This window comes from Planococcus shenhongbingii (genome assembly GCF_030413635.1).
Taxonomy (GTDB): Bacteria; Bacillota; Bacilli; order Bacillales_A; family Planococcaceae; genus Planococcus; species Planococcus shenhongbingii.
Window position 1 is genome coordinate 2,861,706 of the sequence record NZ_CP129235.1, and the last position, 23,377, is coordinate 2,885,082.

Annotated in this window: 17 protein-coding genes and 1 pseudogene; 9 read left to right on the forward strand and 9 right to left on the reverse strand. The window is 44.5% G+C overall.

Features of this window, described 5'->3' with window-relative positions; genetic code table 11:
* Positions 1-14 precede the first annotated feature (14 nt).
* The 3 genes from QWY16_RS14130 to QWY16_RS14140 form a co-directional block, all read right to left on the reverse strand.
* Positions 15-1,313 (reverse strand): M20 family metallo-hydrolase, encoded by a 1,299-nt coding sequence (locus QWY16_RS14130; RefSeq protein ID WP_300989863.1) that lies wholly within the window; start codon positions 1,311-1,313, stop codon positions 15-17.
* A 20-nt stretch (positions 1,314-1,333) separates the two neighbouring features.
* Complete coding sequence (locus QWY16_RS14135) at positions 1,334-2,509, reverse strand: M20 metallopeptidase family protein (protein ID WP_300989864.1); 1,176 nt, start codon at positions 2,507-2,509, stop codon at positions 1,334-1,336.
* Between the two features lie 140 nt (positions 2,510-2,649).
* Positions 2,650-3,846, reverse strand: a complete 1,197-nt coding sequence (locus QWY16_RS14140) for a hypothetical protein (RefSeq protein WP_300989865.1) — start codon at positions 3,844-3,846, stop codon at positions 2,650-2,652.
* A gap of 333 nt (positions 3,847-4,179) precedes the next feature.
* Here QWY16_RS14140 and QWY16_RS14145 point away from each other — a divergent pair, with 333 nt between their 5' ends.
* On the forward strand, positions 4,180-5,604 hold the full coding sequence (locus QWY16_RS14145) for an NAD-dependent succinate-semialdehyde dehydrogenase (RefSeq protein ID WP_300989866.1): 1,425 nt from the start codon (positions 4,180-4,182) through the stop codon (positions 5,602-5,604).
* Positions 5,605-5,704: 100 nt separating this feature from the next.
* Here the strand turns inward: QWY16_RS14145 and thrB are convergent, their stop codons facing one another.
* Genes thrB through QWY16_RS14160 form a run of 3 tightly spaced genes read right to left on the reverse strand, consistent with a single transcriptional unit; the run spans position 5,705 to position 8,957 of the window.
* On the reverse strand, positions 5,705-6,610 hold the full coding sequence (gene thrB, locus QWY16_RS14150) for a homoserine kinase (protein WP_300989867.1): 906 nt from the start codon (positions 6,608-6,610) through the stop codon (positions 5,705-5,707).
* Positions 6,607-7,668, reverse strand: coding sequence for a threonine synthase (gene thrC, locus QWY16_RS14155; protein ID WP_300989868.1), 1,062 nt, complete (start codon positions 7,666-7,668; stop codon positions 6,607-6,609). Before thrC ends, thrB begins: the two co-directional genes overlap by 4 nt.
* Positions 7,665-8,957 carry a homoserine dehydrogenase gene (locus QWY16_RS14160; protein WP_300989869.1) on the reverse strand — a complete coding sequence of 431 codons (1,293 nt, stop codon included), beginning with the start codon at positions 8,955-8,957 and terminating at the stop codon, positions 7,665-7,667. The genes thrC and QWY16_RS14160 overlap by 4 nt, the downstream gene beginning before the upstream one ends.
* 121 nt (positions 8,958-9,078) lie before the next feature.
* Here QWY16_RS14160 and QWY16_RS14165 point away from each other — a divergent pair, with 121 nt between their 5' ends.
* Positions 9,079-10,443 carry an aspartate kinase gene (locus QWY16_RS14165; protein WP_300989870.1) on the forward strand — a complete coding sequence of 455 codons (1,365 nt, stop codon included), beginning with the start codon at positions 9,079-9,081 and terminating at the stop codon, positions 10,441-10,443.
* 65 nt (positions 10,444-10,508) lie between these two features.
* Here QWY16_RS14165 and QWY16_RS14170 read toward each other — a convergent pair whose 3' ends face one another.
* Both QWY16_RS14170 and QWY16_RS14175 read right to left on the reverse strand, forming a co-directional pair.
* Positions 10,509-11,003, reverse strand: coding sequence for a hypothetical protein (locus QWY16_RS14170; RefSeq protein WP_300989871.1), 495 nt, complete (start codon positions 11,001-11,003; stop codon positions 10,509-10,511).
* Positions 11,004-11,081: 78 nt separating this feature from the next.
* A complete protein-coding gene (locus QWY16_RS14175) occupies positions 11,082-11,732 on the reverse strand; it encodes a LytTR family DNA-binding domain-containing protein (protein ID WP_300989872.1) in 651 nt (216 codons plus the stop codon).
* 172 nt (positions 11,733-11,904) lie between these two features.
* Here QWY16_RS14175 and aceA point away from each other — a divergent pair, with 172 nt between their 5' ends.
* From aceA to QWY16_RS14205, 6 genes and pseudogenes are all read left to right on the forward strand, one after another.
* Complete coding sequence (gene aceA / locus QWY16_RS14180; protein ID WP_300989873.1) at positions 11,905-13,194, forward strand: isocitrate lyase; 1,290 nt, start codon at positions 11,905-11,907, stop codon at positions 13,192-13,194.
* Positions 13,195-13,255: 61 nt separating this feature from the next.
* Positions 13,256-14,800, forward strand: a complete 1,545-nt coding sequence (aceB, locus tag QWY16_RS14185; RefSeq protein ID WP_436837193.1) for a malate synthase A — start codon at positions 13,256-13,258, stop codon at positions 14,798-14,800.
* A 19-nt stretch (positions 14,801-14,819) separates the two neighbouring features.
* Positions 14,820-14,948, forward strand: coding sequence for a YhfH family protein (locus QWY16_RS14190; RefSeq protein WP_300989875.1), 129 nt, complete (start codon positions 14,820-14,822; stop codon positions 14,946-14,948).
* A 311-nt stretch (positions 14,949-15,259) separates the two neighbouring features.
* Positions 15,260-17,947 (forward strand): phosphoenolpyruvate synthase, encoded by a 2,688-nt coding sequence (locus QWY16_RS14195; protein ID WP_300989876.1) that lies wholly within the window; start codon positions 15,260-15,262, stop codon positions 17,945-17,947.
* 282 nt (positions 17,948-18,229) lie between these two features.
* A complete protein-coding gene (locus QWY16_RS14200) occupies positions 18,230-19,771 on the forward strand; it encodes a recombinase family protein (protein WP_300989877.1) in 1,542 nt (513 codons plus the stop codon).
* 73 nt (positions 19,772-19,844) lie between these two features.
* A pseudogene (locus tag QWY16_RS14205) lies at positions 19,845-21,905 on the forward strand (thioredoxin domain-containing protein).
* A 59-nt stretch (positions 21,906-21,964) separates the two neighbouring features.
* On the opposite strand, the gene QWY16_RS14210 reads toward QWY16_RS14205, so the two are convergent.
* The gene (locus QWY16_RS14210; protein WP_300989878.1) at positions 21,965-22,255 is read right to left on the reverse strand and encodes a hypothetical protein; all 291 of its coding nucleotides are present in this window, start codon (positions 22,253-22,255) and stop codon (positions 21,965-21,967) included.
* 157 nt (positions 22,256-22,412) lie between these two features.
* Between QWY16_RS14210 and QWY16_RS14215 the strand changes: the two genes are divergently transcribed.
* Positions 22,413-23,072: an HAD family hydrolase gene (locus QWY16_RS14215; RefSeq protein WP_300989879.1), complete on the forward strand. Its 660-nt coding sequence runs from the start codon at positions 22,413-22,415 to the stop codon at positions 23,070-23,072.
* Positions 23,073-23,377 lie beyond the last annotated feature (305 nt).

The window sequence follows — 23,377 nt, forward strand, 5'->3', positions numbered from 1 at the left end:
TTCTGGCCGATTTCTTACTCCATCATTTTTTTCTCAATAAAATCCTTTAATACATGGATTCCTGCTACACAATCATTTAATGATGACCATTCTTTTGGATTGTGGCTGATCCCTTCCTTGCTTCGGACAAACAGCATGGCAACTGGAATATGCTTTCCAAGCACCATAGCATCATGTCCAGCACCGCTTGGTATATAAGTCGGCTTAATCCCAAACTTTTTCAATGATTCAGCTAGTTTTTCTTTCAGATTTTCTGCAATCGGAATCGGCTGGATTTTTGTGCTTTGTTTGATCTCTACTTGAATTCCGCGTTTCGCTGCTATGTTTCTAGCTTCTTCTGTAATCAGATTTACCAATTGATCGCGTGTCTGTTCTTGGATATCACGGATATCCACGTTTAAAGAAACTTTTTCTGGAATCACATTGGCACCATTCGGCGCTACTGCCATTTTGCCGACTGTTGCTACTCCCGTTTCACTTACCTTCTGCGGGAATTCAGAAACTCTTTGGATAAATTCTGCAGCTGCCACAAGTGGGTCTTTTCGGCCAATCATCGGCGTGTTTCCTGCGTGCCCTGCTTCGCCGTAAAACTCAATTTCCAGCCATGCTAATCCTGCAATTCCACTGACAATGCCCACAGGCTGATTTTCTTGCTCCAGTTTTTTTCCTTGCTCGATATGGACTTCCACAAAAAGCTCCAGCTCATTAAAATCGCGTTTGGCATTTTTGAAATCCCGTATCGAACTTCCATAATCTTCCAAAACCTGCTCCAAGTCTGCACCATTAAAATCACGAAGCCTTTGGATCTCTTCTTCGTTGATTTCCCCTACCATCGCCCGGCTGCCGCTTAGGCCGCTATTAAACCGCGATCCTTCCTCGTCAGTAAAGATAATTACTTCAAATGGTTTATTGGGAGTAAAACCGCTGTCTTTCCAGGCCTCTACTACTTCTAATGCTGATAATACTCCGAGAGGCCCATCAAAATTCCCCCCGTTTGGGACACTGTCCACATGAGAACCTGAAGCGATGACTTTTGCATCCTGATTTGCTCCTTTCAGGCGCCCAACGACATTTCCTGCACCATCCTCCGACACGTCAAGCCCGGCACCATACATCCACTTCTTTACAAGTGCTTTCGCTGATTTTTCTTCTATTGAAAATCCGGGGCGTTTAACTCCCCCAACTTGTGTAAAGCCGATGTGAGATAATTCATAAAGTCGCCGGGCAATACGTTCCCCATTGACGCCAGAATGAGACAGGCTGGTGTCAAAACCTTTCAGTAAATCTTCCAATAGCGGATTGTGTATCGTCATTCTTTTTTCCTCCAGCAATATTATTTATTTAAATAAGCCCAGGCATACTGTGCATACAATTCCGCGCCGGTTGCCAAAGCCTCTTCATCAATATTGAATTTCCCATGGTGATGGGCCCATTGCGTGTCTTTTTCAGGGTTTCCGCTGCCGACTAACGCAAAACTTCCGGGAACTTTATCCAAATAAAAGGAAAAATCTTCACCGCCCATAGTCGGCTTTTCATCATAAACGGACCCTTCCCCAAACGCAGCTGCAGCTACTTGCCGAACCAGTTCAGCACTTTCTTGTCCGTTAATGACTGCCTGCGTGCCTCTAAAATAGTCAACAGTCGCAGTGCCGCCATAAATTGCCGCTGTATTTTCCGCATAGATTTTCAGTTGCTTTTCAATATGGTCACGTGTTTCAGCATCAAAACAGCGGACTGTTCCTTCAATTTCAGCATTTTCAGCGATTACATTAAACCGTGTGCCCACAACCATTTTACCAACTGTTACAACAGCCGGCTGTTGTGGATCAATGGTCCGTGAAACCACAGATTGAACATTCATAACAAACGATGAAGCGATAATTGCTGCATCAATGCAAGCTTGCGGAATCGCGCCGTGGCCGCCTCGGCCTTTGAAATGCACTTTAAAGATATCAGCTGATGCAAAAGATGGGCCTGGATTGCAGGCTACACTATGTGAAGGAATCTGTGACCAGATATGAATGCCGAATACGTCATCGACACCTTCCACTGCTCCTTGCTCAACCATTGCTTTAGCTCCTGTGGCCACTTCTTCTGCCGGTTGGAAAATAAAACGGACCGAGCCCGGCAGTTCGTCTTTAATGCCAGCTAATGCTTTAGCGGCGGATAGCAGCATCGCAGTATGGGCATCATGTCCGCATGCATGCATTTTACCGGTTGTAACCGATTTATAAGGCAAATCGATATTCAGTTCTTCTACTGATAAAGCATCCATATCCGCACGGAGGGCCACAGTTTTCCCTTCTTTGCCGCCCTTTAACGTGCCAATCACGCCAGTAGGTTCTGTTTTCCGGCATTCGATACCAAGGCTTGTCAAATAGTCATAAACATATTGAGAAGTATTATACTCTTCCCAGGACAGTTCCGGTTCACTATGCAATTTGCGGCGAATGCTAATTGTTTCTTCGTTACTTTCTTGTATGGCATTTTTGATGGCTTCATTAATCATCTTATTAACCCTCCAGTTTTATCCGACTTTATCGGGCAGTATGGCTTCCGCTTCTCCGAGCGGATGCCACTGTCCGTAAAAGTCCGATTGGTTCAACTAACCTCCAGTGGAATAAACACTCCACTGGAGGAAGTTTCACTTTATAAAAATCCGACGAAAATTCCTGCTAGTATTACTGAAACAATTGTTACAGTGATAAATCCCGCCACCAGCATCGGCGGCAGCATGTGGCTTGTCAATACATCCCGTTCTTTTTCATCTTTTGTTAAGGAATTGATCACTTCAACGGTAATAATGTAATCTGCTGGGAAACCATATAGCGCAGTGAGTGAAACAGCAAACGCCATTTCTTTGCTGACTTTCAATAACTTGCCGACAATAAAAGAAAAAATGTACATCCCTGCAACCCCTAAAGCAATACAAGCCACAAGCGGATAAATAATTTCCAGCATCATGCTTGGCGTGGCATTTTTCAAGCCATCGAAAACGAAAAGCAATAGACCCATTATAGCAAATCCAAAACCGTTTGCTTTTTGCAGCGGATGGCGTTCTAAGAAACCGATACTTCGGGCAACTACTCCAAAGAACAAGCAAAGGACGTAGGGGCTGATTTCGACATAAGGCGCTGATAAATCGGAAACAAGATATGCCAGATAGCCGACTAATGCCAACCGGAAGAATTTAAAAAAATCGGTATTGTATTTATCCGGCATGTTTGCGAACATTCTCGGTTCTTTCACTTCCTCGGTTGGTGTTCCTTTTTGTTCAGTTACCAATACTCTTTCCGTCAATTCGTTGTTTCTGTATTTTTGCAAAAGAGATCTGCCTTCACGTTTTAGCATAATCGAAGTTAAAGGATAGCCGGCGAAACCTTGCATGACGTAAATAACAATTGCAAAAACCGCTAAAGTCGGCAATCCGGCCGCTTGTGCTCCTTCAGACATGATTAAAGCGGAAACAACTCCACCTACTAATGGTGGAATAGCTACTATTACTGTTTGAAAATCAAACAGCAGCATCCCGATACTAAAAAGAGCAGCACAAATCCCTAAAATTCCTGCTAAAGCGATTAAAATTGTTTTCCACTGAGCTTTCAGTTCTTGCAGGGATAATAACGTCCCCATATTGGTAATTAGCAGGAAAATGAGCATTGTTACTACCGCTGGCGGAATACCAGCAAGCGCTACAATATCAGGCGGAAAAAAAGTCCAATATCCGAGCAGGAATAATACCCCACTAATAAAAATAGAAGGAATCCAAGCTTTTGTGCGAATTGATACAACTTCGCCAATAAATAAAATGAAAACTAAAATCGTCAATGCCAGCATTTGCGCCATTTCTACTTCCTCCTTTTACTTTCAGTCGACTGCACTAATTCCGCCTTTTCTCTTCATTTTGATAAAGTGTTGCTGCAATGTTAGCATAAATTTAAGCTATTATAAATAGAATTCAACGACAATTTAGAAATTACAATCAATCGTATTATGGCTATTAATTTGACAGCAGGTCCCATTCTTTTTTCAAGACTTCATCTATCTAATGCGAACTCACTGAAAATGTGGCTATATTTGAATTTTCTCAAAGGAGAACCGAGAAAGGTTTATGTTTTCTATATTAGAGGTAACGGGATAGGATAGGACAATATAAGCTATAAAAGGAGGAAATGTTTAATGGAAGGTAAAAACTATATTAATGGTGACTGGACAACAGCGGGTGATGGGGTCATCGACGTAATGAACCCGGCAACTGGGGAGAAATTCGGTACAGTACCAAACGGCGGTGAAGCAGAAGCTAAGGCTGCAGTTGATGCTGCTTCTGCGGCTTTTGGTACATGGTCAAAAACGACCGTCTATGAACGTGCCTCTCTCTTGATGAAATGGCATGATCTTTTACTGGAGCACAAACTGGAAGTGGCAGAAATCATGACGAAAGAAATGGGCAAGCCGTTAGCTGAAGCCATCGGAGAAATTGAATACTCCGCTTCCTTTATTTCCTGGTTCGCTGAAGAAGCAAAGCGTTCAAATGGCCGGCTCATCCCCGCAACAAAAGAAGGCAAACGGATCCAAGTATTAAAGCAGCCGGTTGGTGTTGTCGTTTCCATCACACCATGGAATTTCCCAGCTGCTATGATGGCTAGAAAAATGGCTCCAGCTCTCGCAGCCGGCTGTACATTTGTAGCGAAACCGGCAAAATTGACGCCACTGACCGCAGTGCGTATGTATGAGCTGGCAGAAGAAGCCGGATTCCCAAAAGGGGTTATTAATTTGGTGACCGGAAGCGCCAGCAAAATCGGACGTGTCTTCACCAGCCACCCAGCAGTCCGGAAACTGACTTTCACCGGATCCACTGAAATCGGCAAAGAATTGATGAAGCAAAGCGCTGACTCTATGTTGAATTTATCGCTTGAACTTGGCGGCCATGCTCCAATTATTGTCTGTGAAGACGCCAATATGGATTTGGCAATTGAAGGCGTTATGGCTTCGAAGTTCCGCAATGCGGGGCAAACCTGTGTATGCGGCAACCGAATTTATGTCCACCGGACAATTGTTGAAGAATTTTCACAGCGCCTGCAAGAAGCAACAGCTAAATTGAAAGTCGGCAACGGCATGGATGAAGGCGTTCAAATTGGCCCTCTTGTTGACCAGGACGGCTATGAAAAATCGGCTCGGCATGTACAAGATGCTGTGGAAAAAGGCGCAAAAGTTTTAGTCGGGGGAGACGGAAAAGCAGAAAACGGAGCATACTTCTATAACCCGACCGTATTGATCAACGCAACTCCGGATATGCTCGTCATGAACGAAGAAACATTCGGTCCGGTTGCTCCAATTATGGCTTTTGATACTGATGAAGAAGCGGTACGCCTTGCGAATGACACTCGATTCGGCTTAGCGGCCTATTTCTTTACAGATAGCTTATCACGGGGAACTTATATTTCTGAAAACCTTGAATATGGCATTGTGGGTTGGAATGACGGGGCTCCCTCCACAGCACAAGCGCCTTTTGGGGGCATGAAAGAAAGTGGAATTGGACGCGAAGGTGGACAAGAAGGATTGGAAGCTTTCCTGGAAACGAAGTATATTTCCATTAAATTATAAAGATGTCTTCAAACAGCGGATGATGAAAACTTCTCAATGATTGTTATAGCGAAATAAATAAACAAAAACGGTCCGAGTGTTTCGGACCGTTTTTCATATGTTATAAAACTGTTTCAACTGATTTTATACCCGCATTTGACGGTTTGGTAATCAGGCATTCATAATGCGGAAAGAGCTTTTTCAGCTTTTGGCTGATGTCTCGTTCTTTGCCTTTTTCTGCTGCGACAAATAAAGATGGACCTGCTCCGCTGATGGCAGAACCATAAGCACCAGATTTCCGGCAAGCTAGCCGAATGGCATCAAAGTCAGGGAACCTGCTTTTTCGGTACGGTTCATGAAATTCATCTTTCTCCATCATGCGCCCTGCTGTTTCCCAATCCCCTTTTGCCAATGCTGCGGCTAGTACATTCGCAGCCATGCTGCTGCGGACGGCGACAGGATGCGGTAGTTCTTCCGGCAATAATCCTCTGGATTCTGAAGTCAGAAATTCTGTAGGGGGAACTAGGATCAAGACACCGATTTCGACCTCTGGAACATGAACAATTGACAGCTCTTCGGCATCCGCATAAGATATCGTCAAGCCGCCTAAAAGTGCTGCAGAAATATTGTCCGCATGCCCTTCCATCTCTGTGCCGATTTCCACTTTTTCTTTCATTGGCATATTCAAATCAAGAAGGCGATCCGCGATTTCAATGCCGCCTGCAATCGCGGAAGCACTGCTGCCAAGACCGCGGCTAAGCGGAATATCGGTTTCCACTTGGAGTCTGGCAGGCGGTAAATCCCGGCCATATTTACCCGCAACTTTCTGAGCCGCCACAACGATTAAATTATCTGAAGAAGGCGATAAATGCTGATAGCTTTCATTATTGTATTGAACCGACCATTCATTTGCAGGAGAGACATGAATGGATAGGTGAAGATCCAGAGCAAGTCCGATCGAATCAAATCCAGGGCCTAAGTTAGCTGTCGAAGCCGGCACGGTTACCGTAAAGTCGTTCCATTTCATGCCTTGACTCCTTTCTTCAAATCCTCCCAGAACTGCTCCATATCTGCTGGCACTAATTGTGCTTTATGCTCATTTACTGAAATGGCGGTTTCCGGATCTTTTAACCCATTGCCGGTCAATACCGCTACAACAGTCGATCCTTTCTTCAGCATGCCGCTTTCCACTTGTTTTTTGATGCCTGCGATTGAAGCGCAAGATGCCGGTTCTGCGAAAACTCCTTCAGTTGAAGCCAGCAATTGATAGGCTTCCAGAATTTCTTCATCTGTAGCTGCTAAGATTGTTCCATTTGATTCATCTAATGCATTTAATGCTAAGTTCCAGCTGGCTGGATTGCCAATCCGGATTGCTGTTGCAACCGTTTCCGGGTTTTCAACAATCTCATTATTAACGATTGGCGCTGCTCCAGCTGCCTGGACACCTAAAAGTTCCGGACGTTTTGCTCCGGTTTTTTCAGCATATTCACTAAAACCTTTCCAAGACGCAGAAATATTCCCGGCATTGCCAACCGGCAACGCGAAGATATCCGGCACACGGTCCAGCTGGTCGATCACTTCAAATGCAATTGTTTTCTGCCCTTCCAAACGATACGGATTAACTGAGTTGACAAGTGCAATTCCTGCTTCCTGCCCCACTTCCCGTACCATGCGGAGTGCTTCATCAAAATTCCCTTTGATCTCAAGGATTTCTGCTCCATACATTTTTGCTTGTGCCAATTTCCCAAGTGCGATGCGCCCTTCCGGAATGACGACGATTGTACGCATACCCGCTCTTGCGCCGTATGCGGCAGCAGATGCAGACGTATTGCCGGTAGAAGCACAGACTAGTACAGTCTTTCCTTCTTCTTTTGCTTTTGCAACGGCCATGACCATTCCGCGGTCTTTGAAGGATCCGGTCGGGTTAGCCCCTTCCAATTTCGCATAAAGTTCAATTCCCCATTGCTCTGATAACTTCTCTAAATGGACTAGCGGTGTGTTTCCTTCCTGCAGCGTTAATGCAGGTGTAGCTTCACTTACCGGCAACCATTCCTTATACTGTTCGATCAATCCTGGCCATCTCATGCTGTTTCCTCCCCTTCGATGCGGTAATGGCTGATGACGCTCGCCGTTCCTGCTAAGTCGTTTAATACATCCAGATGCTGCTGGCGTGAAATCTGATGTGTCAAAAATACAAGTTCGGCCTGCCCTTCTTCTGCTGCAGGATGCTGCATGACAGATTGAAGGCTGGCACCGTGTTTGCTGTAAACAGCAGTTAGTTTCGACAGTACTCCCACTTCATCTTTTACCAGTAAGCGATGGAAATACTTTGCATAGCGGCTGCTTTCCGGTTTCATCACTCGTTCGTGCTGGGCAGCGTGAATTCGCTTGCCGTTAACTTCAAGCAACAGGTTCCGGCATGCAGCGATAATATCTGATACAACGGAAGTAGCCGTCGGCAATGAGCCGGCTCCTGGACCATACAGCATTGTTTCTCCAACTGCATCTCCATATATGTATACTGCGTTAAACTCATTATTGACTGAAGCCAGCGGATGTGAGTTTGCCAGGAAAATAGGTTCTACCGCAACTTCGATGCCTTCTTCGTCTTTTTTAGAAGAACCGACCATCTTCATGGTATAACCGAAATCATTCGCCATTTCCAAGTCGCCCTCTTGTATTTCCCGCATTCCTCTGACCAGCACATCTTCAATATGGACTTCTGTCGAAAATGCCAATGATGATAAAATGACCATTTTCCGTGCTGCATCTAATCCATCCACGTCTGCTGAAGGATCTGCTTCTGCATATCCCAATCTTGTCGCTTCTGCCAAAGCTGTTTCATAACTCATATTTTCTTTTTTCATTTTCGTTAAGATGAAGTTTGTTGTGCCGTTGACGATTCCCATCAAACTTGAAATCCTGTCTGATGCTAATCCATCCTCCAAAGTGCGGATGATCGGAATGCCTCCAGCTACACTCGCTTCATAAAACAAATCGCATTTCTGCGCATCTGCCAGTTTCAAAAGATCATGGCCATGTTCAGCCATGACATCCTTATTGGCGGTTACAACTTGCTTGCCGGCTTTTAACGCTTCTTCAATCGCCCGTTTCGCTCCGTCCATTCCGCCCATTACTTCCACAATGATATCCAGGGAAGAATCATTCAATATTTCGTCAATATCGGTTGTAAAAACGCTTGGATCAAGAATTGACAAACGTTCTTTGTTATTGTTCCTGACCAATACTTTTTTAATGGTTACTTGAACGCCTAATTTATGATGCAAATCTTGTTGATGCTGCTGCAAAATTTTTGCAACCCCAGTGCCCACTGTTCCAAGCCCTAATAATCCGATCGAAATTTCATTTTTCATTGACGATTCCTCCTACGCTGTGTACACTGTAAAAATACAGTTGTTTTTACCATAAGGACATTATAGTATTATATTAAATGGAAAACAACCCTCAATTCTCTAAAGATTGGACTTGATAAAGATGAAAGTATGTAAATTTGGCGGAACATCTGTAGCAAGCGCGGAACAAATCCAGAAAGTGGCGAACATTGTCAAAGCGGATTCCGCACGGAAAATCATTGTGGTATCAGCCCCCGGCAAACGTTTCGAGGGCGATGTAAAAGTCACGGATCTTCTTATCCAATTAGCAACAACTGCGTTATCAGGACAAAATACTGCTTCAGCATTGAGCCAGGTAGTTGGCCGATACGCGTCGATTGCAGAAGAATTGGGGCTCGACAGTGAAATTGTTTCCATCATTGCAGCCGATCTTTCTTACAGGCTCGCATTCAGCAAAGAAGATCCTTCTTTATTCTTTGATCAAGTAAAAGCCAGCGGTGAAGACAATTCCGCGAAACTAATCGCAGCTTATTTTTCATCTATTGGATTGACTGCAGAATATATCAATCCAAAACAAGCAGGGCTGGTCGTCACTGAACTTCCAAAACGCGTTCAGGCGTTGCCAGAATCATACAATAATTTATCCACTTTGGCCAATCAACAACTCATCAGTGTGTTCCCAGGATTTTTTGGTTATACACACGATGGCACGCTGCGGACTTTCGACCGCGGCGGATCCGATATTACTGGTTCTATTTTAGCGGCTGCCGTGAAAGCGGAATTGTATGAGAATTTTACAGACGTTGACTGCGTGTTTGCAGCCAATCCGAGAATTGTGGAAAACCCGGTGGAAATCCAAACAATGACTTACCGTGAAATGCGTGAACTTTCTTATGCCGGTTTTGCTGTACTGCATGACGAAGCTTTAATGCCTGCGTTCAAAGAATCTGTTCCTGTTTGCATCAGAAATACGAATAATCCTCAATCTCCGGGTACGATGATTGTAGCAGAACGGGATTATTCACGCCTTCCGGTGACCGGAATTTCGGCGGACAGCGGATTCTCTACACTGTATGTCAGCAAATATTTGATGAACCGGGAAATCGGTTTCGGACGCAAACTGCTGCAGATTCTAGAAGACGAAGACATTTCCTATGAACATATCCCTTCAGGCATTGATAATCTATCAGTCATCATCCGCAGCCATCAGTTAACGCCTGAAAAAGAAAGCCGCATTGTGGAACGCGTCAATAATGAGCTGCACGTAGACGATGTGCATTTCATCAGCAACTTCTCGATGGTCGTTTTGGTCGGCGAAGGGATGAAATATACCACTGGGCTGGCTGCACGTGCAACTGATGCCATTGCCAGAACCGGCGCCAATATTGAAATGATCAATCAGGGTTCATCCGAAGTCAGCCTCGTCTTCGGGGTCTTGAAAGAAGATGAAACCAAAATTTTAAAGGAGTTATACAATGAATTCTTTGTTCCTTCTTTGGTTGTCTAATATGTCCTTATATTATTAAATATTAAATCCCCTGGCCAGCGGATGGCCAGGGGATTTTTTTATTTTCAAGTCCAGTTAGTAAGCAGCGGTCCATCGTTGCCATAAACCGGGTCTTTCTCCGGCAATGGGGCATCCAAGATTGCTTCCAGCACTTCCGGGCGTTCCTCTGGCTTGCCTAATTTCTTGTCGGGTTCCGCGCCGCCGGGATATGCGCCGACCACCTGAAAATCATCTGTGCTATCCAGCAGTTTGTGCCCAGTTCCGGCTGGCAAAACCGCCACATCCCCAACTGAAACCTGCAGCGCCTGTCCCTGGTCCCCGCCGAACTGAATCGTTGCAGATCCTGAACGCACTCCCAGTACTTCATGGGTACTGCTATGGTAATGGTGGTATTCAAAAATGCCGTCAACCCAGCTGTTGGTCCAGCCATTTTTGTTGAAAGCCGCTTCGATTGTTTCTGGATTTTCTTTAAAGGCCCCTGGATAAATGATCAAAGGCAATCTCGGATTATTCGGAATGGATTTGTCGTCTTCAAAATGATAAAACTGTTCGTTCCCCATAAACCATCAGCTCCTTTTTCAGATAGTAAACTTTACCCGTGCATCTGAAAAGTAATCGTTTTATATAAATTTCCCGCATTAAAAGCCGAGCCGCTCCCGGACCAAAGCGGTGTAATTCTGGCTGACCGGCAAGACTGCCCCATCTTTTAACGTTAAAACTAAATTTGAAGAAAAGTCCCGGGAGATTTCCTGGATAAAAGGAATATTGACGATATAAGAACGATGGATGGGCAAAAACGTATCCGGTAATTGGTCTTTCAGGGATTTCAATGTGTGGATTGAACAATAGGCTTCTTCTTCTGCATAAAACCAAGTTTTCTTTTGGCTGCTCTCGATATGGGAAACATTGGTGACCGGCACCGGCCGCCACGTATCTTCAAGCTTTCCAGTTAAAAACTTCAGCGGCTGTTTTTGGCGCTGGAGGAAATCCGACGGCAAAATAACAACTAAAACTCCAGCTTGCCCGGAAATATGCACCGGATAACCCACTCCAAAATATGCAATTCCAGATTCTTCGTCTCCCACCAGCACTTCCAGTCGCTTCTCTTCTTTATATGTACGGCCAGCCACACTGCCTTCTGCTACTTCATCGCCCACTTTGACGTAGGAATCCTGTACACCCGCTTTGCAGTAAACATAGCTGCTTCCAACTGCGACTGCAATCGACGCCTCTTTCGGAATCCAGTCTCCCATAATGAACCCCACTTGTTCTAAAACACTTTTCTCCATACACCGATTCTCCCTTCAACTGTATTCATCGCGCAATCCTTGCTTTCATCTCTGAATATCTGATTTCATCCAACTTTCAGGACAGTCATAATATTCTGTTATATATTAATATACATCAACACAAACTGTATTAACACAGTTTATAAATTTTTTATTTGAAAGGATGGATTAGATGGTAACCAAACAACTACAAATCGAACAATTGAAAAAGAGCTGGGCTGAAGATAGCCGTTGGAACGGAATTGTCCGGCCTTACTCAGCGGAGGATGTAGTCAAACTTCGCGGTTCTATCCAAATTGAATATACGCTTGCGAAAAAAGGAGCTGAGCGTCTATTCCGCTCCATCCATAAAAAGAATTTTGTGAATGCCTTAGGCGCATTGACTGGCAACCAGGCAATCCAGCAAGTAAAAGCAGGATTAGAAGCGATTTACTTGAGCGGCTGGCAAGTAGCAGCCGATGCCAACTCTGCCGGACAGATGTACCCGGATCAAAGCTTATATCCTGTCGACTCGGTGCCGAATGTCGTGAAAAAGATTAATCAGGCCTTGCAGCGTGCAGACCAGATTGACAATGTGGAAGGCGATGAAGGCTTTGACTGGTTCGCACCAATTGTCGCTGATGCAGAAGCTGGATTCGGTGGACCGCTGAATGTTTTTGAATTGATGAAATTGATGATTGAAGCTGGTGCTGCCGGCGTTCACTTCGAAGACCAATTGGCTTCCGAGAAAAAATGCGGCCATTTAGGCGGAAAAGTATTGCAGCCGACCCAGAACGCGGTCCGAAATTTAATCTCAGCGAGGCTGGCATCCGATGTATTAGGCGTGCCGACTGTCTTGATTGCCCGCACTGATGCAGATGCAGCTGATTTAATCACGAGCGACATCGACCCGGTTGACCATCCTTTCATCACCGGCGAACGGACACCTGAAGGATTCTACCGCACCAACGCTGGCATTGAACAAGCGATTGCCCGGGGATTGGCGTATGCGCCTTACGCTGATTTAGTATGGTGTGAAACGTCCCATCCGAATTTGGAAGAAGCGAAACAGTTTGCAGATGCCATCCACGAGAAGTTTCCAGGCAAGCTTTTAGCTTACAACTGCTCTCCATCTTTCAACTGGAAAGCAAAATTAGATGAGGAAACCATTGCGAAATATCAAGTTGAACTTGGTAAGATGGGGTATAAATTCCAATTCGTTACGCTTGCTGGATTCCATGCTTTGAATCATAGCATGTTTGAACTGGCTCACGATTACAAAGACAATGGCATGGCTGCATATTCAAAATTGCAGCAAGCTGAATTTGAAAGCGAGTCGAAAGGCTACACAGCAACGCGCCATCAGCGAGAAGTCGGCACCGGCTACTTCGACGAAGTATCACAAATCATCTCAGGCGGTACAAGTTCAACCACTGCGATGAAAGGCTCCACGGAAACGGCTCAATTCCAACCGGTGAAATGAAAGGATGATTTGATTGATCACAAAGTCGAATGTCTTGATTAAGAATAAAGTAACACCCGAAATGGAATCCATTCTCACGCCGGAAGCGCTGGCGTTTATTGAAAAGCTGCACGTGAATTTTGACAAGCAACGGATTGCCTTGCTTGAACAGCGCCAAGTGCGCCAACAGGAAATCGATGGCGGCAAGCCTTTGGACTTCCTGCCGGAAACTAAACATATTCGTGAAAGCGACTGGACGATTGCTCCCCTGCCGGAAGATATGCAAGACCGGCGGGTGGAAATCACCGGGCCGACCAACCGTAAAATGCTGATCAATGCACTGAATTCCGGCGCAAAGATGTTCATGGCGGACTTGGAAGACGCGACAGCGCCCAGCTGGTTCAACGTCATTGACGGGCAGATAAATTTACGCGATGCTGTCAGGCGCGAGATTTCGTTTGAAGCACCCGGCACTGGCAAGAAATACATCTTGAACGAACAAACGGCGGTACTGATGGTCCGCCCCCGCGGCTGGCATTTGTTGGAGAAAAATATCGAGATTGATGGCAAGCCTGCTTCTGGCAGCTTAGTCGATTTCGGGCTTTATATTTTCCATAATGCACAGGAATTGATCAGACGTGGTACAGGTCCATACTTCTATTTACCGAAAATGGAAAGCCATTTGGAAGCCCGGCTCTGGAATGATGTTTTCGTTTTTGCCCAAAATGAGCTCGGAATCCCACAAGGCACCATCCGGGCTACAGTATTGATTGAGACGATTCTCGCTGCATTTGAAATGGATGAAATACTGTATGAATTGCGCAATCATTCCGCTGGACTGAACTGCGGTCGCTGGGATTATATCTTCAGTGTCATCAAACGGATGCGCAACCGGCCGGAATACTTATTCCCTGACCGCTCTCAGGTGACAATGACTGTCCCATTTATGCGGGCATATACGCAATTGTGCATCCAGACCTGCCATAAGCGGAATGCACCGGCTCTTGGCGGCATGGCGGCCCAGATTCCCATTAAAGGAAATCTCGAAGCAAACCTTGCGGCATTCCGAAAAGTAGCCGAAGACAAACGCCGGGAAGCGACAGACGGACACGACGGCACCTGGGTAGCCCATCCCGGTATGGTGGCAGTGGCGATGGAACAATTTGACGAGCTTATGCCCACGCCGAACCAGATTCACCGAAAACGCGAAGATGTCAGTGTAACGGCAAAAGATTTAGTGGAAGTGCCGACCGGCAGCATCACCGAAGAAGGGCTCCGCTCCAATGTTTCCGTCGGCATCCAGTACATCGCTTCCTGGCTGTCCGGCAGCGGGGCCGCTCCAATCAACAACTTGATGGAAGACGCGGCAACAGCGGAAATCTCCCGTTCACAAGTCTGGCAGTGGATCCGCCATCCGAAAGGAACGCTCGAAGACGGGCGTGACATCACTGTTTCCCTGTTCCATGAAATCCTGGAAGAAGAAGCCGGCAAGATCAAAGAATCTGCCGGAGATGCGGTATACCTTTCCGGACGTTACGCGGAAGCCTGCGAGTTGTTTACAGACCTCACGTTGCAAAGTGATTTTGCCGAATTTTTGACCTTGCCTGGGTATGAAAAACTAAACTAAAATACTGGAGGAGATCACGATGAAAACGACGAAAACTTTTGAGGCACGTTCAAAGAAAGAATGCCGGGAATGCGGATGCGAAATCAAGGAGCAGCGCGAGTCGATCATCTATGAATGTGAACGCTGTATCGGACAAAAAGAGGAATAAGGATTTTATTGGAAAGAGGCCAAGCACCCACGCTGCTTGGCCTCTTTTTTGTGGAGAATTGGACAGAGATAGTTGGTTTGGACAGTATTTTATTGTGAACGGATAGTATTTCAAGGCAAACGGATAGTATTTCAAGGCAAACGGATAGTATTTAACTCTGGGCGGACAGTATTTGCAGTGAACAGACAGTATATCCAAATAACTGGAAATCCTTTTTATTTAACCCCCTCTACTTCTTTTCAAATATACCTTTAACCCCGGACGGACAACGACTATAATAAAGGCAATATAGCAATGCCGGAGGTGGAACAATGGAAAAGTACGTATTGAATTTCACTGAAATCAATCGGAACCATTTGCCGCTTGTGGGCGGAAAAGGCGCAAATCTGGGCGAACTGGCAGGAGCAGGATTCCCTGTCCCTACAGGGTTTTGTGTAACAACTTCCGCTTACCGAAAACTGATTCAATCCAGCACAAAAATGGAAGAACTGTTCACCTTTTTGGACAAGCTTTCTCCGGAAGAATTTGATCAAATCCGCATTGTAGCCAGCCAAATCAGAGAACATCTAGTATCCCTGCCGATGCCTGAAGACATCAAAAGGGCAATTTTGAGTGCTTGGAAATCCACTGGGGAGAAGCAGTCATATGCAGTGCGCTCCAGTGCCACAGCGGAAGACTTGCCGAACGCTTCTTTCGCAGGGCAGCAGGATACTTTTTTGAATGTTATCGGGGCAGAAGCACTTCTCTCGGCCGTCCAAAATTGCTGGGCTTCTCTCTTTACTGACCGGGCCATTTCCTACCGAGCAAAAAATGGGTTTGGCCATCGTTCCGTTTACCTTTCCGTTGTCGTCCAGGAAATGGTGTTTCCCGAGGTATCGGGAATCATGTTTACTGCTGATCCGATAACCGGTCACCGTCACACAATTTCAATCGATGCCAGCTTCGGTTTAGGTGAAGCGCTGGTATCCGGCCTCGTTTCGGCTGATTTGTATCAAGTCCGCCATAACCAAATTTTTTATAAACAAATCGCCAAAAAAGAACTGGCTATTTATGCTCTCCCAAAAGGCGGAACTATAAAAAAAGCTCTTTCTCCGGCTTTCCAGGAAATACAGGCGCTGCCGAATCATAAAATTTTGCAATTGGCTGAAATCGGCCAACAGATTGAAAATCATTACGGTTCTGAACAAGACATTGAATGGGGCCTCGTGGGCGGTGAATTCAAAATATTGCAGAGCCGTCCTATCACTTCCCTATACCCCCTCCCTTTTGTCAACGATGAGCAGTTTCATGTCTTTATCAATTTTGGCTATATCCAAATGATGACCGATCCCATGCAACCGTTGTCCTTCTCCCTTTTGAGCAATGTCACCAATTTTATCAATAAAAACACAGTCGCTCCTGAAAACCGTGTGTTGCGGGAAGCAGGCGGCCGTGCGTTTGCCGACTTTACCGGAGCCTTGACACTGCCTCCGGTCCGGCACCGGCTGCTGAAATTGATGAGCGGAATGGATGAGCTTCTAGCATCCGCTCTTTCAGAAGCGATCAGCCGTTCGGAGTTCCAGCGAGTATACGTGCCTAAAAAAACTGTTTTGCTGAGACTGCGGAGAATTGCCCCGATGGCCGTTCCTGTCGCTTTCAAAGTAGCCGCCAATTATTGGTTTAAAGACCCTGCAAAAGCAAACAGCAAAGCCACCAATTTTATCAATAGATACGTCAAGGCAACCGAGTTGAAATTGCAAAAAGTTACAGGACCTGAACGTATTCGCGTGATTGAGCAAGGGATGGGCAATATGTTTCCGCAAGTGCTGTCCAAAATTATCCCTTATTTCATTACGGGCATGCTAGCTTCTGAAGCGCTTAAGAAAAAGCTGGACCAACGGCTTGGCAAAGAGCAAAGCGCTTTGCTGCTTGGCAAACTGTATAAATCCCTTCCCGGCAATGTAACAACGGAAATGGGGCTGCAATTGGGCGACCTTGCTGATTTCACACGAGAGAAACCGGAACTGATTCATTATTTGCAAACTGTGGACCATGAAAGTTTTTACGCTAGCCTTGGCGATATCCCGGGCGGCATGGAGTTCAAACAGAAGCTGGACCATTTTCTCATTAAGTATGGCGCGCGTTGTATCGGGGAAATTGACATGGCAAAACCGCGATGGCAGGAAGATCCGGCACAACTCATCTCTTCAATCATCAGCAACCTGCAGACCATGGCATATGGTGAGCACCGCAAAAGATTCGAACAAGGCAAAAAAGATGCAGAAGCAGCCGGCCAGGAAATCATTCGCCAGTTTAGCGGTATCGACCAACGTTATGTTGCCAAACTGGTTAAACTTTACCGAAACTTGATGGGGATGCGGGAACACCATAAATTCGCACTCGTGAAGCTGATGTATTTATACAAACTTGCTATTCTGGAAGAAGCAGAATTTCTGGTCCATAAAGGCAGACTTTTCCAGACTCAAGATATTTTTTTCCTTTCATCGGAAGAACTGATTGGATTGCTGGAGGGACAGCCATCGAAGAATCTGCCGGAAGTGATTGAATCGCGTAAAAAACAGCATGACTTAAATCATAAATTAAAAACTCCGCGTGTTATGACAAGCGATGGGGAAATGATTGAAGGAAAGCCGCGCGCAGCAAAAGGGCCAAAAGATGCACTCATTGGAACGCCCGTTTCTTCCGGTTCAGTAACCGGTGTTGCACGGGTGGTTCTGCGGGCAGAAGATGCGCAGCTGAATCCCGGGGAAATCCTGATTGCCCCTTATACCGATCCTGGATGGACCCCTTTGTTCACGTCAGCGGTTGGGCTCGTGACTGAAGTGGGCGGCATGATGACGCACGGGTCTGTCGTCGCCCGTGAATATGGAATTCCGGCTGTTGTCGGAGTGGATATGGCAACGGAGCTGATAAAAGATGGCGACGTCATCAAAGTGGATGGCACGAATGGGTACGTGCAAATACTCAGCAGAAAAGAAAAATTAACCGTTAGCCCGTAATCGATGTGTTTTGCATTTATTGCAAACAGCACCTTAAGAATCTTTGTGCAAGGTGGAGTGATTCTGCATGGGTGAATAAAATTATAAAGAGGATAACCACCATCATGGTTATCCTCTTTTCGTTGTATGAAGATTAACTTAGAAAATTATTATCGAAAAATTTATTTTGAGTTTTCATATTTCGATGACTAATAAAATTTTGCATAGTAACATCGCGAACAAACATTCGGGTATATAGTACATAAAGACGTAATTATAAATACAATAAGGAGGGAAAAGAATATGATAATTAAGGAGTCGGGAAATAATTTAATTAAAATTAAATATGTTGCATTATATCTACGGAAATCTCGAGGAGATGATACCAGTCTGGTTGATGACGTTCTGAAGAGGCATAGAATACAATTGATTAATTTTGCGAATTTACTTGGATTTTCATATGACATTTTTCAAGAGATAGGCTCATCCGAGACCATTCGATTTCGACCTGAATTTATTAGACTTTTAGAAAGGGTAAAACTGGGGATCTACGATGCCGTCATTGCAATCGATTTTGACCGCATAACTCGAGGCAATTCAGAAATTTATGAGGAAATAAAAGAAATTTTTATGAAAACTAAAACGCCCATTCTAACTCCTTATGGAGAAATAATTGATTTTTCTAAAGAAATTGATGCCAATACCGATATGAAGGCAATCCTAAATCAATATGAATATATGAAAACAAAAAAGCGTTTACATGACGGTAAAATTCGTTCTGCACATTCTGGGTTCTGGGTTAACGGGACACCCCCTATCGGTTTTAATTATGATAAGAATACAAAGAAATTAATCATTGATGAAAAATATAAAGAATTGGTCCAAAAAATATTCGACCTTTATGTAAATAAAGATTTGCCATTGTATGAAATAGCATTCGAATTAAATCGCCAAGGTTTTAAAGGTAAACGGGGCGGATTCTTTCGAGAAATTCAAATTCGGCGCATATTATTGAACGAAGCATATATTGGAAATATCGTATTCGGTAAAAGTGAAGGCAGTGGCCATTTAAGAAAGAATACTAAGCCGTTAAAAAGAATGAAGGAAGCAGATTGGATTCGAATTGAGAATGCCCACCCTGCAATTGTTGAACTCAATCTTTTTAAACTTGCGAAAATCAAAATGGCTGAACGACAAAAAATTCCTTTCAAATTGCAATCAGAAATTAATACACTGTCAGGAATTATTCGTTGTGGTCAATGCAACTCAATCATGAAATTTACACAAAAACAACATGTAAAGAAAGAAAGCAAAACTTTATATATAAAAAAATGCCAGCATCCAGATCCATATGGCGACAGATGTCATAATAAAGGTTGTAATTCTGAAGTCGTTCTTCGAGCATTACAGCAACAGATTGAAGAGTATCAGATGAAACTGTTGAAAACAAATAACGCCACTGATTTAATTGCACAAAGGAAATTAGAAATAAATATTGAAACAACTGAAGAAAAAATAGAAGGTTTGAAACAAAGCATGGTTAGAATCAAAGGTTTGTTCGTTGACGGTTTTATAGATCAAAAAGAAATGTTAGATCGAATCGAATTTCAAAAGAAAAAGTTAAATGAAAATTGCCGTGAAGTCCAAGCATTGAAAATCGAATTGATGCTGCTGCCCAAGCAAACTTTTAACCGCAAGAAAGAATTAGTCCACGAAGTAGTATTAAATTTTGACGTAAACAATCCATTCAATCCAACGCTAAACAAACTCCTTCAGGAATTAATCGATTGCATTTATTATACTAAGACTGAAAAAGATATCTCAATAAAAGTAGATTTCTCTTAAAGTGCCTACAGTTGTCTTTTTCTTCTTAATTTGTTTATAGTATATGCAACAAAATAGAAAGGAAGTGTTCGAGATGAAAGATCGACATTCAAAAGAATTCAATTGGTTAATCGAATCGAAATCACCTTATCTATTGCAACATGCTCGAAATCCCGTTAACTGGTATGAATGGACCCCCGAAGCGTTCCAACGTGCAAAACGTGAAGGAAAGCCAGTTTTCTTGTCTATTGGCTATTCCTAGCGGGTAACAATTTCAACTTGCCATTGGTGTCATGTGATGGAACGGGAATCGTTTGAGGATCCAGAAGTGGCCTCCCTTCTCAACGAACATTTCATCTCGATCAAAGTGGACCGTGAAGAACGGCCGGACATCGATTCAATTTATATGAACATTTGCCAGTTGCTGAACGGAGAAGGCGGCTGGCCGCTCAATGTCTTTTTGACTCCGGAGCAGAAGCCGTTTTACGCAGGCACATATTTCCCGAAAACAGGAAAGTACGGCCGGCCGGGCATGATGGTTGTGCTGCCGCAATTATACGCAATTTACCGGGACAATCCTTCTAAGATTCAGGATATCTCAAGCAAACTGACGGAAGCGCTGCAGCCTGCCGCTGGTTCATCTCAGGAAGAAATCCCGAATTCAGTTTTTGAACATGCCTATGCGATTCTTAGAAATGAGTTTGACCCGATTTTCGGAGGCTTTGGCAAAGCACCTAAATTCCCGACTCCAAGCCAATTGCTGTTTCTATTGCGTTATTTCCACACAACAGGTGAACAGCCGGCCTACGACATGGTGGAAAAAACCTTGAACGGCATTGCAGACGGCGGAATATATGACCATCTCGGCTCCGGCTTTGCCCGTTACTCGACTGATCAGCAGTGGCTTGTCCCCCATTTCGAGAAAATGCTGTATGACCAGGCACAGCTTTTAGCAGCGTATACCGAAGCTTACCTTATCAAACCGGAGCCCCGGTTCAAGAAAATCATTTACGATACCATTGAATTTATTGAACGTGAAATGACCCATCCAGACGGCGGTTTTTATTCAGCGATTGATGCAGACTCAGAAGGGGCTGAAGGAACGTACTATATTTGGACGGCCGATGAAATTTCAGAAATCCTCGGGACCGCCCGCGCTGAAATATACTCGGATGTTTACAACATTACACTTGAAGGAAATTTTGAAGGACGCAATATCCCGAACTTGATCGGTACGAATAAAACCGCGATTGCGGAAAAATACGGATACAGCCGAGAACAATTAGAGGATCAAATGGAATCCTGCCAGCGTGAATTGCTTGCTGAACGAGAAAAGAGGCTGTATCCGCATCTGGATGACAAAATTCTTACCGCTTGGAACGGAATGACTATCGCAGCACTTGCCAAAGCCGGCGCTGCTTTTTCAGAACCGCGGTTTATTGAAATGGCGGAAAAAGCCGTTTCCTTTATAGACCGGGAATTATGGAAAAACGAGGGACTGTTCGCCCGCTTCCGCGACGGCGAAGCGCGGCATCTAGGCTATCTGGATGACTACGCCCACTTCCTGTCAGGCCATCTCGAATTATTCCTGGCGACTGGAAAACCGCTTTATCTCAATAAATCACGGGAATTGGCGAATGAAATCTTTCACCGGTTTGAGGATTCTGAGCATCACGGATTCTTCTTCACCGACAAAGATACGGAAACTCTTATTGTCCGGGACAAATCCGTTCTTGACAGCGCCATGCCTTCCGGAAACGGCGTCGCCATTCTTCAATTATGGCGCTTGGCAAAACTGGACGCAGATAGTCAATTGCTAGATAAAGCCGAGCGGGCAATGACGTCGTTTGCCGATGAAGCTGTCAAATATCCGACAGCCGTTCTCAGTTTATTGATGGTTCGCATGGCTTTTGGAGCTGGCGGTAAAGAAATTGTGATTAGCGGAGCTTCTGAAGCCGATAAAGAAAATATGATGGAATTTATCCTTACCACCTATCGTCCATTTGATGTGTGGCTCGTAGCGGATGCAGAAATGTCAGCCCTGGCAGAAGGAAAAGTCCATAACGAGCAGCCGATTGCCATTTATATCTGCGAAAATTCTGTGTGTAAAATGCCTCTATTCGACATTGAAGATGCACAAATCCGTTTGCAATAAACTCATAAAAAAGCCGGCTGTAAAAATTACAGCCGGCTTTTGCATTATCAGTCGAATTTTTAATCTTGTTTAGAAGATTTGATGCGGTAACTGGAGTCTTCTTCCAGCTTATTGAAAATTTCTATATAGCGGGTTCCCGTATTCACTTCTTCTGACGGAGCTTCTTCGTCTAAAATTTCTTTCAACGGCTTTGTCTCTGGTTCAATAATCCGTGAATCAAAGTCTTCCATCAAAGCCTGAAGGGCGTCGTAGCTTTCCACCTCTTTATCTTTTTTCACTTCTTCAAAAAGTTCTTCTGACTCTTCTTCAGTCAGTTCAACGTAGCCGACCATAATTCGCTGTGCTGCCATCAAAAAACCTCCCAGTATCTCATTTCCTCTTCTATACCCTGCTCCTGAAGCCGCATAAACCTGAGGTCCCCCTCCCTTCTACTTAAAACTGTAGAAGACGGCCAACATTTCCGTTATGATGTAGCTAACAGAAAATCCTATAACCGGAGTGATTCCAATGCGCGTTGCCATTTTCGATTTTGACGGAACTTTATATTCGAAAGAAACTTTTCAATTGATGATGGACCATTTAAAAAAACACCCTGTACACAGCAAACGGTACCGCCAGTTTTATCGGGCCATTATGCCTCCTTATATCGGTTCAAAATTAAAGCTCGTGTCCGTGAAAAAAATGCGTGAACAGTCTGTTCAAGCTTACCTGTCAGCGCTTGAAAGTTTTACAAAACCGGAACTGGAATCTTATTTCGGAGAAATTGCCGATAAAATGCATGGCGATTTTAACCCGGCTGTCGTAGAGCGCTTGAAGCAGCACGTGCATGATGATGACTATGTCATGCTCGTTTCAGGAGCGTTCACTCCTCTTCTTCATGCCGTAACAGAAAAACTGCCGATTCAGGCCATCATTGGCACTGAAATTCCGTATGCCAATAATATTCTCGATCACCAATCAAAGATTTCCCACATCCAAGGCCCTCTCAAAACGGAGAAAATTAAAGAAGCCTTGTCTGGACATGATGTGGACTGGTCGAATAGCTTTGCTTACGGAGACAGCCTGTCCGACTTGCCTGTTCTTGAACTGGTCGGACATCCGGTAGCTGTACAGCCGGAACCAAGCTTAAGGGCAGTTGCTGAAGAGCGGCACTGGGAAATCATCTAGGGAAGCGCCGGCAGTTATATAGTTCCAACGAGTACCGTGCTAAGAAATTAATAAAAAGCGAATCGCAGCTGCGATTCGCTTTTTTGTTTTCAACATCAATTCCCATAAATCATTACTGCATTCAAAAAATCCAAGTTAAACTTGGCGGAACCCATGAAATTTCTATGACGCAGAAACAATCATGTATTTCCAAAAAATCCCAGTTTATTTATGTTTGTAATATCAATGTCATTATACAGCACTTGATTGCTTACATTAGCCGCTTCTTCCATTGAGACTATATGGGATTTTCATATTTTTTTGTT

Bases quoted from the DNA above. Each gene is read 5' to 3' on its own strand.
- QWY16_RS14130 (WP_300989863.1), bottom strand. From the start codon at position 1,313: ATGACGATACACAATCCGCTATTGGAAGATTTACTGAAAGGTTTTGAC.
- QWY16_RS14135 (WP_300989864.1), bottom strand. From the start codon at position 2,509: ATGATTAATGAAGCCATCAAAAATGCCATACAAGAAAGTAACGAAGAA.
- QWY16_RS14140 (WP_300989865.1), bottom strand. From the start codon at position 3,846: ATGGCGCAAATGCTGGCATTGACGATTTTAGTTTTCATTTTATTTATT.
- QWY16_RS14145 (WP_300989866.1), top strand. From the start codon at position 4,180: ATGGAAGGTAAAAACTATATTAATGGTGACTGGACAACAGCGGGTGAT.
- thrB (WP_300989867.1), bottom strand. From the start codon at position 6,610: ATGAAATGGAACGACTTTACGGTAACCGTGCCGGCTTCGACAGCTAAC.
- thrC (WP_300989868.1), bottom strand. From the start codon at position 7,668: ATGAGATGGCCAGGATTGATCGAACAGTATAAGGAATGGTTGCCGGTA.
- QWY16_RS14160 (WP_300989869.1), bottom strand. From the start codon at position 8,957: ATGAAAAATGAAATTTCGATCGGATTATTAGGGCTTGGAACAGTGGGC.
- QWY16_RS14165 (WP_300989870.1), top strand. From the start codon at position 9,079: ATGAAAGTATGTAAATTTGGCGGAACATCTGTAGCAAGCGCGGAACAA.
- QWY16_RS14170 (WP_300989871.1), bottom strand. From the start codon at position 11,003: ATGGGGAACGAACAGTTTTATCATTTTGAAGACGACAAATCCATTCCG.
- QWY16_RS14175 (WP_300989872.1), bottom strand. From the start codon at position 11,732: ATGGAGAAAAGTGTTTTAGAACAAGTGGGGTTCATTATGGGAGACTGG.
- aceA (WP_300989873.1), top strand. From the start codon at position 11,905: ATGGTAACCAAACAACTACAAATCGAACAATTGAAAAAGAGCTGGGCT.
- aceB (WP_436837193.1), top strand. From the start codon at position 13,256: ATGGAATCCATTCTCACGCCGGAAGCGCTGGCGTTTATTGAAAAGCTG.
- QWY16_RS14190 (WP_300989875.1), top strand. From the start codon at position 14,820: ATGAAAACGACGAAAACTTTTGAGGCACGTTCAAAGAAAGAATGCCGG.
- QWY16_RS14195 (WP_300989876.1), top strand. From the start codon at position 15,260: ATGGAAAAGTACGTATTGAATTTCACTGAAATCAATCGGAACCATTTG.
- QWY16_RS14200 (WP_300989877.1), top strand. From the start codon at position 18,230: ATGATAATTAAGGAGTCGGGAAATAATTTAATTAAAATTAAATATGTT.
- QWY16_RS14210 (WP_300989878.1), bottom strand. From the start codon at position 22,255: ATGGCAGCACAGCGAATTATGGTCGGCTACGTTGAACTGACTGAAGAA.
- QWY16_RS14215 (WP_300989879.1), top strand. From the start codon at position 22,413: ATGCGCGTTGCCATTTTCGATTTTGACGGAACTTTATATTCGAAAGAA.